Below are 16,975 nucleotides of genomic sequence, written 5' to 3'. Positions count from 1 at the left end.
GGTTACCGGCGATGAATCATGGCCGTCCGGTTTCGCGCCGTCAGGAATCTGCATACCGCACACTTCTCACAGGCTTTACTCCGCGCATGGGTAACTTTCGTCCCGCTCACATGCGCATTGGAAGCCTGGAGGACTCGGTGCTGAATGGACATACGACTCGAAGTAGTACGTTGATCCAGCTATTCGGACGGAACGATGATCTGACGATTGTTCGCTCTTTCCTCGACAGGGCGGCTGTTTCGGGCGCTGCGCTGTCAGTGGTCGGGGATGCCGGAATCGGTAAGACGATGCTCCTCCGGGCCGCGGTGGAGGTGGCGTCGGCGGCCGGGGTGCGGGTGCTGCGGGCGGCCGGAGTCGAGTTCGAGGCCGGGATCGGCTTCTCCGGCCTCAACCAGGCCCTGCTGCCCGCGTTCGACGAGTTCGCCCGGCGTCTCGGTGCCGCGCACTGCGACGCGCTGTCGGTGGCACTGGGGCTCAGGACGGGACCGGCACCCGACCGGATGCTCGTGGCGAACGCCACGCTCGCACTCCTGCGCTCGATCGCCGCCGACCAGGCGGTGCTCGTCGTGGTCGACGACGCCCAGTGGATCGACCGGGCGAGCGCGGCGGTCCTGGGATTCGTGGCGCGCCGGCTCGACGGCTCGCGGATCGGGTTCCTGGCGGCCGCTCGCTCCGACATCGAGGGCTTCTTCGAGCACAGCGGCCTGCCCGAGCACGAGCTTCAGCCGCTCGACGACGAGGCGGCTCGCCGCCTGCTGGATCACCGCTTCCCCACACTCCCCGGCATGGTGCGGCGACGGGTGCTGGCGGAGGCACAGGGCAACCCGCTCGCCCTCGTGGAGCTACCCACCGCGCTGAACTTTCCCCACTGCGACGCGCTGCGGTCGCTGCCGGCCGTCCTGCCCATCGGCCGACGGCTCCAGGCCCTGTTCGCCGCCCGGATCGCAGAACTCGCCGAGCCCACCCGGCAGCTGCTGTTGCTCGCCGCACTGGACGGCACCGGCGACCTGCATGTCGTGCATGGCGACGGGCCCGGGGCGATGGAACACCTCACGGCGGCCGAACGTGCGGGGCTCGTGCGCGTCGACGGCCGCGGTGGACGGCTGGCCTTCCGACATCCGCTGACCCGGTCGGCGATCGTGGAGATGTCGAGCGCCGCCGAACGCCGCCGCGCGCACCTGGTGCTGGCGCAGCTGTGGACGAACCGGCCCGAGCGCCGGGCGTGGCACCTGGGCGAGGCGACCGAGAAGCCCGACGAGCCGGTGGCCCGCCTGCTCCAGGAAGCGGCGCACCGCAGCCTCGACCGCGGGGACGCCACGGGCGCCATCTCCGCGCTGGTCCGGGCCGCCCACCTCAGTCCCCGCGGCGCGGACCGGAGCAGGCGCCTGGCCCAGGCGGCCTTCATCGGGGCCGACGTGACAGGCGAGATGGGAACCGCGTCCCAGCTGCTGGTCGACGCCCAGGCTGCCGGCCTGGACCAGGGCGGCTCCCTCTACGCCGCGGCCACGACCGCCTACCTGCTCGTGAACGGCGACACGGATATCGACACCGCCCACGCTCTGCTGGTCGGGGCCATCGAGAACCGGTCCAAGGGTGGGCCGGCCGACGACGCCGAGCTCGTCGAAGCACTCTGGGCGCTGTCGCTGCTGTGCTGGCTGGGCGGGACCCCCGAGCACTGGGCTCCCTACCACGCTGCGGTCGCTCGGCTCACGCCATCCGCTCCTGCCCTGATGACCCTGCAGACCAGGACCTTCCTCGACCCGGTGCGCGCCACCGCGTCCGTACTCGACGAGCTCGACGTCGCCTTGGCCCGGCTGCACGTCGAGGCCGACCCGGCGACGATCGTGCGGACGACCCGTTGCGCGGTCCACCTCGACCGCTTGGGACCCTGCCGGGCCAGTTCGTGGCGCGTCCTGCGCGACGGGCGGGAGGGCGGCGCCGTCATGAAGGCCCTCGTGTCGATCATGCACCTGTGCGCCGGGAGCTTCACGGCAGGCCGGTGGGACGAGATCACGGAACTGGCCGACGAGGCCCTCGAGCTGTGCGACAACCAGCGTTACCGGCACTTCTTGTGGCAGTTCCACTACTACAAGGCCCTCGTCGCGGCCGTCCGCGGCGACCAGGACGCGAACCTGGCCTGGACCGATGAGATCATCCGGTGGGCGTCGCCGCGAGGGGCGAGGGGACCGCTGCACTTCGTCCACCACGCCCGGGGCCTCGCCGCGCTCGGCCGCGGGGACTTCGACGGCGCCTACCGGCACACCACTGCGATCAGCCCCGCTGGTTCGTTCGCCTCCTACGCACCGCACGCGCTGTGGGTGATGGCGGATCTCGTGGAGGCCGCCCTGCGAACCGGCCGCCGGGACGCAGCGGCAGCGCACGTCGCGGCGATGCACGAGGCGAACGTCGCCGGACTCTCCCCCCGGCTCGCACTGCTCGTCGGGAGCGCGACCGCCCTCGCCGCCGACGACGACCGGGCCACCGAACTGTTCGAGCAGGCCCTCGCCCTCCCGGGCATCGATCGTTGGCCGTTCGACCTCGCCCGGACCCAGCTCGCCTTCGGCGAACACCTCCGGCGGAACCGTGCCGCCGCGGCCGCACGGGACCACCTCATCGCAGCGATGGAGACGTTCCGGCGCCTCGGCGCCCACCCGTGGTCGCGCCGCGCCGAGAACGGACTCCGGGTCGCCGGGCAGAGCCGGGCAGGCCGCGGCGAAGGCGCACCAGACTCCCTCACGCCACAGGAACACGAGATCGCGATGCTGGCTGCGTCGGGACTGTCCAACAAGCAGATCGCGCAGCAGCTCTTCCTGTCCCACCGGACGGTCGGGGCCCACCTCTACCGCGCCTTCCCCAAGCTGGGCATCAGCTCGCGAGCAGGGCTCCGGGACGCGCTCGTCGCCACTCCGGATACCCGCAGAGGGCCCGACGGGTAAGCGGAACGACCACCCCGCTCACCTCGACGAGAACCTGGCCGCGTCCCAGAACGTATTCCCACGAGGAAGCACCCGCCGTCACAGCCCAGGAGGCACGAGGAACATGACGAGGCTGACCTACTCGGTCTACGTGACCCCGGCCAAGCCGGCGGTCTCCGACGACCTGCCGGCGGGCGAGGCCGAGCGCATGTGGTCGCCCACCGCGTCGACGCTGATCGCCGGCGAACGCGACGCGGTCCTCGTGGACCCGCTGATGACCGTCGACGAGTCGCGCGCCCTGGCCGACTGGGCCGCGGAAACCGGCAAGAACGTGACCACCGTCTTCGTCACACACGCCCACGGCGACCACTTCTTCGGCGCACCGGCGGTGCTCGACCGCTTCCCCGGGGCCACGCTCGTCGCCACCCCGGGCGTGGTCGAGTACCTCGACGCCCAGTGGGGACCGCGCTGGTTCGACGGGTTCTGGAACCCGCGCTTCCCGGGCCAGATCTCCGACCGGCACGTGAGGGCGGAGGCGCTACCGGAGGACGGTGCCGGCCTGAGCGTCCGAGCCGAGCCGCCGCCCCCGGGTGGGCTCACGAGAAGAAGCTGTTGACGCCATTGACGTCGGATACGCCGCTGTCGATGTGCGAGATCCTGCCGTCGCGGAACTGGAAGTCGTCGATCACGTACTCGTCCAGCGTCTTCCCGTTTCGCTGGGCATGAGTATGGAACTCCGCCAGCATGTCATGTGCGGCGAAAGTGACATGCTCCAGCGTGATCGTCAGACCGAAATCGTGTTGGACCTTGGCCCGGGCGATGATCTGCTTCACCCCTCGTGCCCGGCCGGACTCCACGCTGGTTCCGGGAAAGTTCCAGACCGCGTTCGGTGTCACCACCGTGGCCATGGCTCCGGGGTCGATATTCTTGAGCGCTGTCCCGAAATCGGTCAGCAGGGCCGCCTTCTGCGTGGTGCTCAGGCCCGGCTGACGCGCGGTCTCGGCGGAAGCTGTTGCGGGGATCAGGAGGACAGCCGCCAGAGAAAGAATCCACGCCAGCACGACTCTGCTCCTGCGCATGCGCGTTCCCCTCATCGTTCGCCATGGATCGCCTGGCAATGCCCCGTCGGAGCGCCGCCTTCGACTGAAGCATACGCGCTTTGATTCTTACATCGTCGCCATCGATCCCAGCATTTTCTACCGAACTGATGCGAGACCGGACATCCCAGACTCCGGAATGGTCTGGAATGCCCGGTCCACGATGTTGGCCAGGGTCGCGGTCGTCAGGCCGCCCGCTCGTTCTCTGCCCGGAAGTCCGTCGCCGGGTTTCCGCCCCACCGAGCGTGCGGCGGAACGTCCTCGCCCTTCATCAGGTACGAGTCGGGCTCGAGCTCCGCACCATCACCCAGCGTCGCGCCGTACATGACGAACGCGCCGACGCCCAGGGTGCATCCGGACCCGATCACGATGCGGTCGGACTTGAAGGCGCCGTCCTCCTGGGAGTGGCACTGGATCTTCGAATGCACGTTGAGGGTGACGTCGTCGCCGATCGTCACGAGCGACCTCTCCGGCAGGGCGCAACCGTCGTCGAACAGCCGCTTCCCGACCCGCGCGCCCAGCAGCCGCCAGATCATGCTCTTGAACGGGGTGCCGTCGAAAACCCGGAGGAGGTAGCCCATCGCGGGCACCTTCCAGAACCGCTCGTGCCACCAGAAGTACGGGTCGTAGATCGAGCAGTACCGGGGCTGCAGAGTGCGGAACCCGGTGATCGCACGCTCGATCAGTACGAAGTACAGCACGCTCGACAGGAGAAGGACGTCGGCCGGCACGTTCACCCAGGCACCCCACCGGTCGTAGAGCTCGTCGGCGGCCAGGAACAGCACGACGGCACCGAAGAAGTAGACCCACCGCACGAGCAGGTACATCCCCATGCTCCGGAGGTTGTGCCTGTTCTTGACCGAGAGGCGGCGACGCAGCTCGTCCCCGCTGCGCAGGTGGTCGAACTTGCTGTCGCGGTGGACCGTCCGCGGGATCTCGAAGCTGGGCGACCCCAGCAGCCCGACGTTCTCCCGGACGGGTCCGTCGATGGGCACCATGGCCTTCGAGGCCACCAGGGTGTTGTCACCCAGGCGGTTCCGGGCGGGAAAGGCGACGTTGTTGCCGAGGAAGACGTGGGCACCGATCCTCGCCCGGGAGACCCGGAAGGACGTGTTCGAGTAGTCGGCGTTGATGATCGACAGTCCGTCGGCCACCATCGTTCCGGCGCCGACCGTGGTCATGAACGGGGTCTCGTGCTTCACCTCCAGGCCGAAGTTGGACCCGGTCTGCTCTGCCCGGGACACCTTGCCCCCGAGCCAGTTCAGGTAGTTGACGATGTAGGAGCTGTCGCCGAACAGGTAGGTGAAGAAGCGCAGGTTCGTCATCAGCGTGATCGCCCGGTGCAGCGCGGCGTGGAAGCCGTACAGCGAATAGACCTTGTCCGGCGTGATGGCGAGGCCGAGCAGGCGCGGGACGGTGGTCACGACCAGGAAGCCCACGAGAACCAGGCCGAAGAAGATGACGAAGGACGCGGCCAGGGCGTAGACGTAGAACTTCCAGTCGACCAGGTCCAGTGCACCTGCTCCGAGCAGGGTGGCCACCCGCGGGATGGCGAGGAGCAGGAGCGCGGCGCCGCCGATCAGCACCGGCAGCACCACGAGCAGCAGTCCCAGCAGTTGCAGGATCGCGGAGACGGCCTTCCGCAGCGCGCCGGTGCCGGCCTGCTGCTCGATCGTCTGGTAGTTCGCTGTGGTGCGCCGAGCGGGAGACCCGTGCCAGCGTTCGCCGTCCGGCACGGACTGCCCGCTGTGCAGGGAGGAGGAATGGCCGAGCTGCGTCCCGTCGCCCATCGCCGTCCCGATGTCGATCACCGTGGACTCGCCGACGTAGGCGTTCGTGCCGAGGGTGACCGGACCGGTCTCGATGAGGCCGGCGTGGGCGCGGTAGCACGTGAAGTACGAGTCCTTGCGGATCACGGTGCCGTCGCCGACGGTGAGCAGGTCGGCGCATACCGGCACGTCCCGCGAGAGGATCGCGACCCCCCGCCCGATGTGCGCGCCCAGCGCTCTCAGGTAGAGCACGTAGAGCGGCGAGCCGACGAAGAGGATCATCGGGCTCGCGCGGACGAGCATCCGCACGGTCCAGAAGCGGACGTAGGTCAGGCTCCAGATGCGGATCTGCCGGGGCTTCCACCTCCCGACGAGCACCCACTTCGCCACGATCGGAAGGATGCACAGGCCGAGGAAGGTCGGAGCACCGAACAGGACCGACCGCAGGTAGATGTCGGCCACGCCGGGGGCGGCGGAGACCCAGTCGTAGCCCTGCTCGAGAACGATCGCGACGAGGAACGAGTAGCCGAGGTAGATCAGGAACTGCAGCGTTCCGCAGACGATGTACTCCACCCTGCTCGCCGGCGCCGTCACCTCGGGCGACGCCGCAACCGGCGACTCCGCGGGGGCGGACGCGGGTTCCGCGAGCGCTGTTGCCAGGCTCCTGATGGTTGGATGCCGGTAGACGTCCTTCATCGACACGGCCGGCAGGTCGGGCCGCTTCCTGATCCGTGCGCAGAACTGGGCCATCAGCAGCGAGTCGGCGCCCAGGTCGTCGAAGAAGTTACTGTCTGCGGACACTCGATCGGCGTGCATGATCTCCGCCAGCACGTCGCCGAGCTTCTGCTTGATGCTGGCTGTCGGGCTGATGCGCCCGGCGGGCATGCGTGAGGCTTCAGCTGCATGCGGATCGGAAGCCTCGGCAAGTTCCCCCACGAGTTCGACTCCTTCATTCCAGGGTTAGCCATGCCGATGCGTTTCGGCGACGCCTGCCGGCAGCGCGCGTCGAATCCCTGAGAAGGACCCGCGGTGTCGTCCGCGACTGCGGGGACCTGGGACTGTGGCCGGCCTGGATGGAGCTTCGGCCAATCGCTGGGCAGGTTCTATGACGTAGCCGGGAAACCGACCCGGGTAGATCGTCGAACGAAGGGCATGGCTGGTCTTGTTCCTCGCGTCGGGCCACGCTGCGGGACGCCCGGATACCCGGTGACGTGCAAAGGGCGGTGCTGCCGCCGCACGGGGTGCAACCGGTGGTGACTCCAGAGTAGCCACGGTCATCGCGACGCTGTCAAGCGAAGTCCGATGCTTTCAGATCACAAGTACCGAAGGGCTGGAACCTGAACCATGGCGCACCGGTTTACGTACGGGTATGGCCCGGCCAGCCACCGATCAGCGCGGTCGATCGCGAGGGCACAGTGACTTTCCACCCGTGCGGGAATACGTGGCCCGGCCGGGGTCATGCGCCACCGCGAGGCAGCGTCCACCAATCGAAACCCACGCCCGCGCACGGTGACGTTGTGTCGAGGTAATGCCGGCAGCGGGAGTTTTGCTCGGTCTTGAGAAAAGGCGCAGGCTCCCCGTAGCAGCGCGACCGGTTGATCGCCGGTCGGCACGAGAAGAGGCAGAAGGATACCGAAAAACGGCTGCGCCGGCTTCCGCATCTCGTGCCGACGGCCTCGATCTCCGGCGCGCCCTCCGCCTATGGCGCTGTGGACGCGGCAGTTCGGGTGTGGTGGGTCAGCGACCCGAGGCCGCGTCCCCGGACGGTGCTGCACCCCGTACGGGTGCCACGCTCACGCGGACCCCTCTTCGGCCGGCCGGGGCGATGCCGCCTCGGCGCCGGCTGGGCCCGCTGCATCGGGCTGTCTGTCCGGAGCCGGCTGGGCCGGCACGGATCCTGTCGTCCCCGGATCCGCGGACGGACGCGCACCGCCGATGTGGTCGACGGGCCGGCGCTTCCAAGCGGCGTGGCGCCGCCGGCTCCCGCCGGTGGAGGCGTAGACGGCTGCGGTGATGATCAGGACCAGTAGGGCCGGAATCCCGACGAAGATGGCGATGGCCTCCGTCACGGAGATCCCGGACGTCACTGGCGCTGCGGTCGTGGCGACACGGTTCGCGGCCGCAGCGAAGTGGGGCGCGAGCATTGTCATAGCCCCCAGAAGATCGAGCGACGGCGCGACGAACCGCCGGACTCCTGCGTGCGGCGTTCGCCACGTCCGGTTGTGACGACGAGCTCCACCTGCCGGGACGTGCCGATCGGCGTGAACATGACCACTGAGTCTCCGAGATCCGATGTGTCCGACCAGGCGGCCAGATGCACCGACCGCCCACAGACCTTTCTACGCCGCGTAGACGATCGCGGCGTTCCCGATCCGCCGACCGTCGCGCTCGTCCGGTACGTCACGGGATTCGGCGCTGCGGCGACGGGCGTCGGTTCACGGGTCCTTCAGGAGTGCGCCGACCCGTCGGATGACATCCAGCTGAGCCGGGTTGTAGAGCTCCTGCATGGCGGCGGCTGCCGTCTCGGCGACGAACCGCGCGCCGCGCGGGGCCTCGGTGTCGGGCGCCATCAGGTCCGGGTGCTCGGCCCGGATCCGGCGGATGTGCGGGAGCATGCGTTCGGCCAGGTCCTGGCGCACCTCGTCGTCGGCGTCGGCGGGCAGGGAGTCGAACTCCCCGTCGGTCGGGTCGGTCGCCGCGGTGCGCAGCATCTCGGCGTAGGCACCGACGTGCTTGGGCCCCATCACCCGGGTCATGACCAACACCAGCGACCGGTCGGCCTCCGACAGCCCCGCTCCACCGGCCGCCGGGGCGATGTCGGGTGGCAGGTCGGCCGGCGCGTGGTGCCGCAGGATCAGCCCGAGCTCGACACGCGCCCGCTGCAGCCGCTCGACGGTCGCGGCCAGCTCGGCGTCGAGGGCGCGCAACGCCTCCGCCGGGTGGTGGTCGTCGTCGCCCATGGCGGCGATCTGCGACAGCGAGAACCCGAGATCGACCAGCCGCTTGATCCGCAGCAGCCGCACGAGGTGGCTGACGCCGTACTGCTTGTAGCCGTTGGAGCGGCGCTCGGGCTCGGGGATCAGCCCGATCTCGTGGTAGTGCCGGACCGCCCGCAGGCTGGTACCGGCCAGTTCGGCGAGCTCACGGGTGCTCCAGGCCATGCGGCCATCCCACACCCTGCCGCAGCGGCACGGTCAAGGTTCGGCGATCACCGACGCCCGACCGGACCGCGGCCCAGTCGGTTCCGGGAGCTCCTCGTCGAGATCAAACTCGTCGCCCGGGTCTGACCCGGCCGCGGGTGAGACCGCCGGCACGGCTGCGGATCTGCTCGGTGTGTTGACCATGCCGCAACGGCACGGTGTTGCCTGGTCGCTCAGCGCCACCTGCCCGGTGGGGCACCGCCCCACCACTCATCGGAGGATTCATGACTGTCGCAGCGACCGACGAGAAGACGCCCGGCCTGATCGACATCGAGGCGCTCTTCGCCGACCCGCAGTTCGCCGTCCCGACCATCTCCCCGGACGGCACCCGCATCGCCTACCTCGCCCCGCACCGCGGGCGGCGCAACATCTGGGTCCGCGGCATCGACCGGACCCACGCCGACGCCGTCCCCGTCACCCACGACACCCGCCGCGGCATCACCGTCTACCACTGGACCGACGACCCCCGCTGGCTGCTCTACCTCCAGGACACCGACGGCAACGAGGACTGGCACCTGCACCGCGTCGACCTCGACCACCCGGACGAGCCGGCCGTCGACCTGACCCCCATGGACCCTGGCTCCCGGGTGGTCGGGGTCGAGTCGCTCCCGTCGGACCCCGGCACGGTGCTGGTCTGGATGAACCGGCGGCCGCTGTTCTTCGACACCTTCCGGGTCGACGTCGCCACCGGCGCGACCACGCTGCACCTCGAGCAGACCGACCCGGCCGACACCGTCCTGCTCGACCGCGACGGCCGGCCGGCCTTCCGGTCCCGCCCGGCCGGTGACGGCACGGTCGAGATCTCCGCCGTCGACGCCGAGACCGGGGACGTCCGCCCGCTGACCAGGGTCGGCGGCGCGGAGCACCCGATGGGCGTGCAGCCCCAGCTGGTCACCCCCGACGGGACGGGCCTGCTCGTCGGCTCCTTCCAGGACGGCGACCACCTGCGCCTGGTGCGCATCGACCGGGAGACCGGGAAGGAGACCGTGGTCGCCGCCGTCGAGGGCCACGACCTCGACATCTCCGGCACGATGATGCCCGGGGTGCTACCGCCCACCGTGTTCACCGGCCGCCGCGACGGCGAGGTGCTGGCCGCCCGGTTCGTCGCCGACCGCCCGCACATCGAGGTCCTCGACCCCGACTTCGCCGAGGTGTACGCCCGGCTCGCGACGCTCTCCGACGGCGTGCTGGGCACGCTGTCCTCCGACGAGGCGGGCCGGCGCTGGGTCGCCACCTACGTGCACGACCGGGAACCGGCCGTGGCCTGGTTCTACGACCACGCCACCGGGGAGAGCCGCGAGCTGTTCCGCGCCTACCCCGATCTCGACCCCGCCACCCTGGCCCCGATGCGGCCGGTCGGCTTCCCGGCCCGCGACGGGCTGCCGCTGCACGCGTACCTCTCCCTTCCCGTCGGCGTCGCACCCGAGAACCTGCCGCTGGTGCTGCTCGTGCACGGCGGACCCTGGTCCCACGACACCTGGAGCTTCAGCCCGGACGCGCAGTTCCTGGCCAACCGCGGCTACGCCGTGCTGCAGGTCAACTTCCGCGGCTCGACCGGCTACGGGCGCCGCCACGTCACCGCCGCGATCGGCGAGTTCGCCCGCGCCATGCACGACGACCTGCTCGACGCCGTCGACTGGGCCGTCGCCCAGTGCTACGCCGACCCCGACCGCGTCGGCATCTACGGCGGCTCCTACGGCGGCTACGCCGCCCTCGTCGGCGTCACCGTCACCCCCGGGCGCTTCGCCGCCGCGGTCGACTACGTCGGCGTGTCCGACCTCGCCCACTTCCTGCGCACCCTGCCCCCGTTCAGCCGTCCCTGGTTCGTCAACAACTGGTACCGCTACGTCGGCGACCCGGAGATCCCCGAACAGGGGGCCGACATGCTCGCCCGCTCGCCGATCACACTGGTCGACCGGATCCGCACCCCGCTGCTGGTCGCCCAGGGCGCCAACGACGTCCGCGTCGTGCGGGCCCAGTCCGACACCATCGTCGCCTCCCTGCGCGAGCGCGGCGTGCCGGTCGAGTACCTCGTCGCCGACGACGAGGGCCACGGCTTCGCCAATCCCGAGAACCGGATGCGGCTCAACCGCGCCGTCGAGCGGCACTTCGCCGAGCACCTCGGCGGCTCGACCTCCACGCCGGCGTCGGCACGGTAGAGGTGCATCCCCGGCTCAGCCGACGCCGCGTCTCGCCAGCACCCGCTGCAGGACCACGAACACCAGCAGCAGAAGACCGATCACGATCCGCGACCACCAGGAGCTGAGGGTCCCTTCGAACGACAGGATCGTCTGAATGGTGCCGAGCACCAGCACGCCGAGCACCGAGCCGAGCACGAACCCGGAGCCTCCGGTGAGCAGCGTGCCCCCGATGACGACGGCGGCGATCGCATCGAGCTCCATCCCCACGGCGTGCAGGCTGTAGCCCGAGAGCATGTAGAAGGTGAACAGCAGCCCGGCGAGCGCCGAGCAGGCCCCGCTGATCACGTACACGCCGACGCGGGCCTGCGCCACCCGCAACCCCATGAGCATCGCCGACTGCGGGTTGCCGCCGACGGCGTAGACGGTCCGCCCGAACCGGGTCAGGTGCAGCACGTACACCGCGATCGCGACCACGACGGTCGCGACGAGCACGCTCGGGCTGACGAACAGCTCCCCGCCCAGCGGCACCGCGGTCTGCGCGATCGTGCGGAACAGCGGGTCGTCGATCGGGATCGACTCGAGGTCGATCACATAGCACAGGCCGCGGGCCAGGAACATCCCGGCGAGCGTGACGATGAAGGGCTGGATCTCCAGGTAGTGGATCACCGCGCCCATCGCGAGCCCGAAGACGGCCCCGCCGACCAGCACCACGAGCATGACGAGGACCGGCGACCAGCCGGCGCGCAGCAGCGCGGCGGCCACCATCGTCGAGAGGGCGACGACCGACCCGACAGACAGGTCGATGCCCCCGGTGAGGATCACGAACGTCATCCCGACGGCCAGCACCACCAGGAACGAGTTGTCGATCAGCAGGTTGAGCAGCACCTGCCCGGACGCGAAGGACTCGTAGCGCAGCCCTCCCCCGGCGAACATCAGCACGAACAGCGCGAACGTCACCACCACGGGCAGGAAGCGGGTGGGCACCCGGCGCCCGGCCGCGTGCCGCACACGCTCGGCGACCGCGGTCACCGCCCGCTCCCCGCGGTCTCCGCCGGGACAGCGGACGCTGCCGGCGGCGGGGCGTCGTCGCGGCGACGGCGCCGCCGTCGCAGCAGCGCGCGGACCTTCGGTGCCTGCGCCAGGAACACGAGGATCACGACGAGCGCCTTGAACACCAGCGACACCTCCGGCGGGATGCCGACCGAGTAGATCGTGGTGGTCAGCGTCTGGATCGTGAGCGCGCCGAGCAGCGTGCCGGCGATCGAGTACCGGCCGCCGGCGAGCGACGTGCCGCCGATGACGACGGCGAGGATCGCGTCGAGCTCCAGCCACAGGCCGGCGTTGTTGGCGTCGGCGGCGTTGACGTTCGAGCTGATCATCAGCCCGGCCACGGCCGCGCACAGCGCCGCGAAGACGTAGACCGTCCAGACGATGCTCTGCGAGCGCACGCCGGCCAGCCGGCTGGCCTCGGGGTTGATCCCGATGGCCTCGACGAGCGTCCCCAGTGCCGTGCGCCGGGTCACGAGCGCCACCAGTGCGTACACCGCAGCGGCGACGACCACCGTCAGCGGCACGGCGAGCAGGGCGCTGCCGCTGATCCCCGCGAAGAACCCGTTGTTCACGGTGATGATCTGGCCGTCCGTGACGAGCTGGGCGAGCCCGCGGCCGGCCGTCATCAGCACGAGCGTCGCGATGATCGGTTGGATGCCGAGCCTGGCGACGAGGAACCCGTTCCACGCGCCGAGGGCCGCTGCCAGCGCGAGGGCGAGCCCGATCCCGGTGAGCGCGGTGCCGGGGCTCGCCGGGTCCGGGCTGCTCGCGATCCATGTGCAGGCCACGGCGCCGGAGATCGCGACGACCGTGCCGACGGACAGGTCGATGCCGCGCGTCGCGATCACCAGCGTCATGCCCAGTGCGGCCAGCGCCAGCGGGGCGCCGTTGTGCAGGATGTCGATCAGGCTGCCGTAGAGCCGCCCGTCCTGCAGGCGCACGGCGAAGAAGCTCGGCGTCACCGCCAGGTTGAGCAGCAACAGCGCGACGAGCGGCCAGACCGGTCTGCGCAGCAGGTCACGCACGGGCGCCTCCCCCGGTGGCGATCAGCTCCATGACGCGGTCCAGTTCGACGTCCTCCCCTGCCAGCTGAGCGACGGGCCGGCGATCCCGCAGTACCAGCACGCGGTCGGACAGGCGCACCACCTCGTCGAGCTCCGCGGAGATGAACACGACGGCGGTGCCCTCCCGCGCCTGCTCCGCCACGAGGGCCTGGATCTGGGCCTTCGCGCCGACGTCGATGCCCCGGGTGGGCTCGTCGAGGATGAGCAACCGGGGCTGCGTGATCAGCCACCGCGCCAGCAGCACCTTCTGCTGGTTGCCGCCCGACAGGTTGCCCAGGAGGACGTCGGGGTCGGCGGGGCGGATGTCGAGCAGCTCGATCCAGCGCCGCGCGAGCTCGTCCTGCTTGCGCCGCGGGATGCGGCGCATCCAGCCCCGGGAGGCCTGCATAGCAAGGACGATGTTCGCCCGTACCGACAGGTCCGCCACCACGCCCTCGGCCTTGCGGTCCTCCGGGCTGAAGGCGATTCCCGCGTCGATGGCGGCCCGCGGCGTGCGCAGCCGCACCGGGCGCCCACCGACCGTGAGCTCACCGGTGTCGGCGCGGTCGGCTCCGAACAGCAGCCGGGCGAGCTCGGTGCGCCCCGAGCCGAGCAGCCCGGCCAGGCCGACGACCTCCCCGGGCCGCACCGCGAGGTCGACCGGCTCGACGGCGCCGCGGCGCCCGAGCCCCGTGGCCGCGAGGACCGGGGGCTCGGCGTCGGCGGCCGGTTCGGCGGGGGCGCGGTCCAACTGCTCGAGCACCTCCAGCTCGCGCCCGACCATCGCCGAGACCAGCTGCCTCCGCGAGATGTCCGCCGTGGCGTACTCGCCGACCAACCGGCCGTTGCGCAGCACGGTCATCCGGTCGGAGATCTCGAAGACCTGCTCGATGAAGTGCGAGACGAACAGGATCGCGACGCCCGACTCGCGCAGCCGACGCACCACGCGGAAGAGCTCCGCCACCTCGGACGCGTCCAGGCTCGACGTGGGCTCGTCGAGCACCAGCACCCGTGCCTCCACCTCGACCGCCCGGGCGATCGCGACGAGCTGCTGCAGTGCGATGGAGTGCGCGCCGAGCGGCGAGGACGGGTCGACGTCCAGGTGCAGCCGGCCCAGAACCTCGGCGGCCCGCCGCCGCACGCCTCGCCAGTCGATGCGACCGGCGCGGCGCGGCTCGCGTCCCAGGAGCAGGTTCTCGCCCACCGAAAGGTTCGGGCAGAGGTTCACCTCCTGGTAGACCGTGCTGATCCCGGCCGCCTGGGCCGCGGCGGGCCCGGCGAACGCCACCGGCTCCCCCCGCACCCGGATCTCCCCGGCGTCGACGGGGTGCACGCCGGTGAGGGTCTTGATCAGCGTCGACTTGCCGGCACCGTTCTCACCCATCAGGGCGTGCACCTCGCCAGGGTGCAGCCGCAGGTCCACCGACTGCAGCGCCTGCACCGGCCCGAACGCCACGGAGATGCCGGTCATCTCCACCAGGGGACTGCGATCCATCAGTACTGCCGGCTCGGCAGCGCAGCCTTCGCGGCCGCGGTGTCGAAGGTGGTCTCCTCGGTGACGACGCGCTGGGGCACCTCCTCGCCCGCGGCGACCTTCTTCACGAGGTCCATCAGTTGCGGGCCGAGCAGCGGGTTGCACTCGACGATGTAGTTGATCTTCCCGTCGGCCAGCGCCTGCATGCCGTCCTTGACGGCATCCACCGTGATGATCTTGATGTCGGTGCCCGGCACCTTGCCTGCGGCCTCGATCGCCTCGATCGCCCCCAGGCCCATGTCGTCGTTGTGGGCGTAGAGGACGTCGATGTCCGGGTGCGTCTTGAGGAACGCCTCCATCACCTGTCGGCCGCCGGACCGCGTGAAGTCGCCGGTCTGCGACGCGATCACCTTCAGGTCCGGGTTCTGCGCGATCGTCTCGGCGAAGCCCTCCTGGCGGTCGATCGCCGGCGCCGACCCCGTGGTGCCCTGCAGCTCCACGATGTTGACCGGCCCGCTCCCGCCTGCGGTGTCCTCGACCAGCCACTGCCCGGCCTTGCGGCCCTCCTCCACGAAGTCCGAGCCGAGGAAGGTCTTGTAGAGCGTGGTGTCGGTCGAGTCCACGGCCCGGTCGGTGAGGATCACCGGGATGTTCGCGCGCTTGGCCTCCATCAGCACGGTGTCCCAGCCCGACTCGACGACCGGGCTGAAGGCGATCACGTCGACGCGCTGCTGGATGAACGAGCGAATCGCCTTGATCTGGTTCTCCTGCTTCTGCTGGGCGTCGGAGAACTGCAGCTCGATCCCGGCTGCCCCCGCGGCATCCTGGACCGACTTGGTGTTGGCCGTCCGCCAGCCGCTCTCGGCCCCCACTTGAGAGAAGCCCAGCGTGAGGGCCTCCCCGCCGGCGCCGGCGCCGGGTGCGGTGGCGCCGCCACCGCCACCCCCGCCCCCGCAGGCGGCGAGTACGAGCGCGGCTGCCGCAAGGGCGGCCAGCTTCCCGAGTGCGGGCAACGTCGTCCGCGTGCGCACAGTGCCTCCCAGGCGTCGTCTTCGGTGTGACCCACATCGCATCAGCGGCAACTGTGAGCGCTAACATCGCCCGGCGTCAAGGCTCCGCCGGTCACGACCCGGCAACCGTCGTTCACGCTCCGACGTGCTCGGCGACCCTTCCGGTGCGGCGCCGAACTCCCGCCGGGCCCCTCCACCGACGAGGCAGCAGACCGGGTCGCGCCCGGTCGAGGTTGCGGGCCCGGTCGGGCCCACACCAGCGCTCCCAGCGGACCGGGACCCGCCGGCAAGGACCCTCCGAGACGCCGTCGTCGTCGTTGCGGCTGCCGCACCTCCGTCCTATTTCTCCCCCGCTGCCGGGTCCCTATCGCCCACCGGACACCCCACGAATGGCCGGGATAACGCAACATGTGCGCCACGCCACTAGTTTCGGAATGAATATATTCCACCAATCCTGATCCATTCGACACATCCCCTCTGCCACCAGGCGATACGCCGGATCGGCGACTCCATCTCCTGATCAAGTGAGATAGGTCACCCACCGATCATGCGGACGGAACTCGTAATGTCCTGTGGCGGTCGTCCGACGAGGGGCGACCGGAATACATCCGGAACCGTCGCACCGCCCCCAGTCCCTGGTTCCGGTCCGTCGATCCCGAATCGGGACTGGCCGAGACGACAATTGTTCGAGTCGTTCCCCACGACCCCCACGACTCGACGAGACACCCGGACCCCGTTTGCCGGGCAGCTCTCGACCTGCCGACGAGCAGGTACGTCTCGGGGTGTGCCATGGAGAAATCACAATATGAATTCCCCCAAGTCCCGCATGGGTCGAACCCTGCTGCGCCTCACCCTGGCCGGCACGGTCGCACTCGGCGTCCCACTCGCCATCGCCGGAACCGCCAATGCCGCTCCCGCCAGCGTGTGGGACAGGCTCGCCCAGTGCGAGAGCACCGGCAACTGGAAGATCAACAGCGGCAACGGTTTCTTCGGTGGGCTGCAGTTCACCTTGAGCACCTGGCGAGGATTCGGTGGCCAGGGCATGCCCCACCAGGCCAGCCGTGAGCAGCAGATCGCTGTCGCCGAGCGCGTGCTCGCCGGGCAGGGCTGGAAAGCATGGCCGGTGTGTTCCAGCAAGCTCGGCCTCCGCTGAGCCGACGCATGCTCCTGCTCGGGCTCCGCTCGCCCCTGCCCTCGCCGCTTCCGATCGGGCGTCGGGCGGGTTCGAGCGGGCCCGGGTAGACCAGTTCGATGACCACGGGCCACGCGCCCGCCT

Annotated in this window: 12 protein-coding genes; 4 read left to right on the top strand and 8 right to left on the bottom strand. The window is 70.3% G+C overall.

Annotated elements, in window-relative coordinates:
- Positions 1–11 precede the first annotated feature (11 nt).
- Together ACQPZA_RS14680 and ACQPZA_RS14675 are read left to right on the top strand one after the other, a co-directional pair.
- Complete coding sequence (locus tag ACQPZA_RS14680) at positions 12–2,936, top strand: ATP-binding protein (protein ID WP_433281386.1); 2,925 nt, start codon at positions 12–14, stop codon at positions 2,934–2,936.
- Between the two features lie 103 nt (positions 2,937–3,039).
- Entirely contained in the window at positions 3,040–3,531 is a 492-nt protein-coding gene (locus ACQPZA_RS14675; protein WP_433281383.1) for an MBL fold metallo-hydrolase, read from the top strand.
- Here the strand turns inward: ACQPZA_RS14675 and ACQPZA_RS14670 are convergent.
- From ACQPZA_RS14670 to ACQPZA_RS14655, 4 genes are all read right to left on the bottom strand, one after another.
- Positions 3,512–3,976 (bottom strand): nuclear transport factor 2 family protein, encoded by a 465-nt coding sequence (locus ACQPZA_RS14670; RefSeq protein ID WP_433281381.1) that lies wholly within the window; start codon positions 3,974–3,976, stop codon positions 3,512–3,514. The two genes, ACQPZA_RS14675 and ACQPZA_RS14670, sit on opposite strands and share 20 nt — an antisense overlap.
- Positions 3,977–4,197: 221 nt before the next feature.
- On the bottom strand, positions 4,198–6,666 hold the full coding sequence (locus ACQPZA_RS14665; protein ID WP_433281379.1) for a Pls/PosA family non-ribosomal peptide synthetase: 2,469 nt from the start codon (positions 6,664–6,666) through the stop codon (positions 4,198–4,200).
- Between the two features lie 1,261 nt (positions 6,667–7,927).
- Positions 7,928–8,050 (bottom strand): hypothetical protein, encoded by a 123-nt coding sequence (locus ACQPZA_RS14660; RefSeq protein ID WP_344016976.1) that lies wholly within the window; start codon positions 8,048–8,050, stop codon positions 7,928–7,930.
- A gap of 166 nt (positions 8,051–8,216) precedes the next feature.
- A complete protein-coding gene (locus tag ACQPZA_RS14655; RefSeq protein WP_433281377.1) occupies positions 8,217–8,942 on the bottom strand; it encodes a MerR family transcriptional regulator in 726 nt (241 codons plus the stop codon).
- Positions 8,943–9,205: 263 nt separating this feature from the next.
- Here ACQPZA_RS14655 and ACQPZA_RS14650 point away from each other — a divergent pair, with 263 nt between their 5' ends.
- On the top strand, positions 9,206–11,140 hold the full coding sequence (locus ACQPZA_RS14650; RefSeq protein ID WP_433281375.1) for an alpha/beta fold hydrolase: 1,935 nt from the start codon (positions 9,206–9,208) through the stop codon (positions 11,138–11,140).
- Between the two features lie 15 nt (positions 11,141–11,155).
- On the opposite strand, the gene yjfF is transcribed toward ACQPZA_RS14650, so the two are convergent.
- Genes yjfF through ACQPZA_RS14630 form a run of 4 tightly spaced genes read right to left on the bottom strand, consistent with a single transcriptional unit; the run spans position 11,156 to position 15,720 of the window.
- Positions 11,156–12,151 carry a galactofuranose ABC transporter, permease protein YjfF gene (yjfF, locus tag ACQPZA_RS14645; RefSeq protein ID WP_433281373.1) on the bottom strand — a complete coding sequence of 332 codons (996 nt, stop codon included), beginning with the start codon at positions 12,149–12,151 and terminating at the stop codon, positions 11,156–11,158.
- The gene (locus ACQPZA_RS14640) at positions 12,148–13,188 is read right to left on the bottom strand and encodes an ABC transporter permease (protein WP_433282816.1); all 1,041 of its coding nucleotides are present in this window, start codon (positions 13,186–13,188) and stop codon (positions 12,148–12,150) included. Before ACQPZA_RS14640 ends, yjfF begins: the two co-directional genes overlap by 4 nt.
- A 1-nt stretch (position 13,189) precedes the next feature.
- The gene (locus ACQPZA_RS14635; RefSeq protein ID WP_433281371.1) at positions 13,190–14,710 is read right to left on the bottom strand and encodes a sugar ABC transporter ATP-binding protein; all 1,521 of its coding nucleotides are present in this window, start codon (positions 14,708–14,710) and stop codon (positions 13,190–13,192) included.
- The gene (locus ACQPZA_RS14630; RefSeq protein WP_312858947.1) at positions 14,710–15,720 is read right to left on the bottom strand and encodes an ABC transporter substrate-binding protein; all 1,011 of its coding nucleotides are present in this window, start codon (positions 15,718–15,720) and stop codon (positions 14,710–14,712) included. Before ACQPZA_RS14630 ends, ACQPZA_RS14635 begins: the two co-directional genes overlap by 1 nt.
- An 805-nt stretch (positions 15,721–16,525) precedes the next feature.
- Here ACQPZA_RS14630 and ACQPZA_RS14625 point away from each other — a divergent pair.
- Positions 16,526–16,852: a transglycosylase family protein gene (locus ACQPZA_RS14625; protein ID WP_433281369.1), complete on the top strand. Its 327-nt coding sequence runs from the start codon at positions 16,526–16,528 to the stop codon at positions 16,850–16,852.
- Positions 16,853–16,975: the final 123 nt, after the last annotated feature.

The sequence above is a fragment of the Pseudonocardia xinjiangensis genome (assembly GCF_050948425.1).
Taxonomy (GTDB): domain Bacteria; phylum Actinomycetota; class Actinomycetes; order Mycobacteriales; family Pseudonocardiaceae; genus Pseudonocardia; species Pseudonocardia xinjiangensis.
Note: the sequence above shows the minus strand (reverse complement) of the source record. Positions and strands in the feature narration are given on the sequence as shown.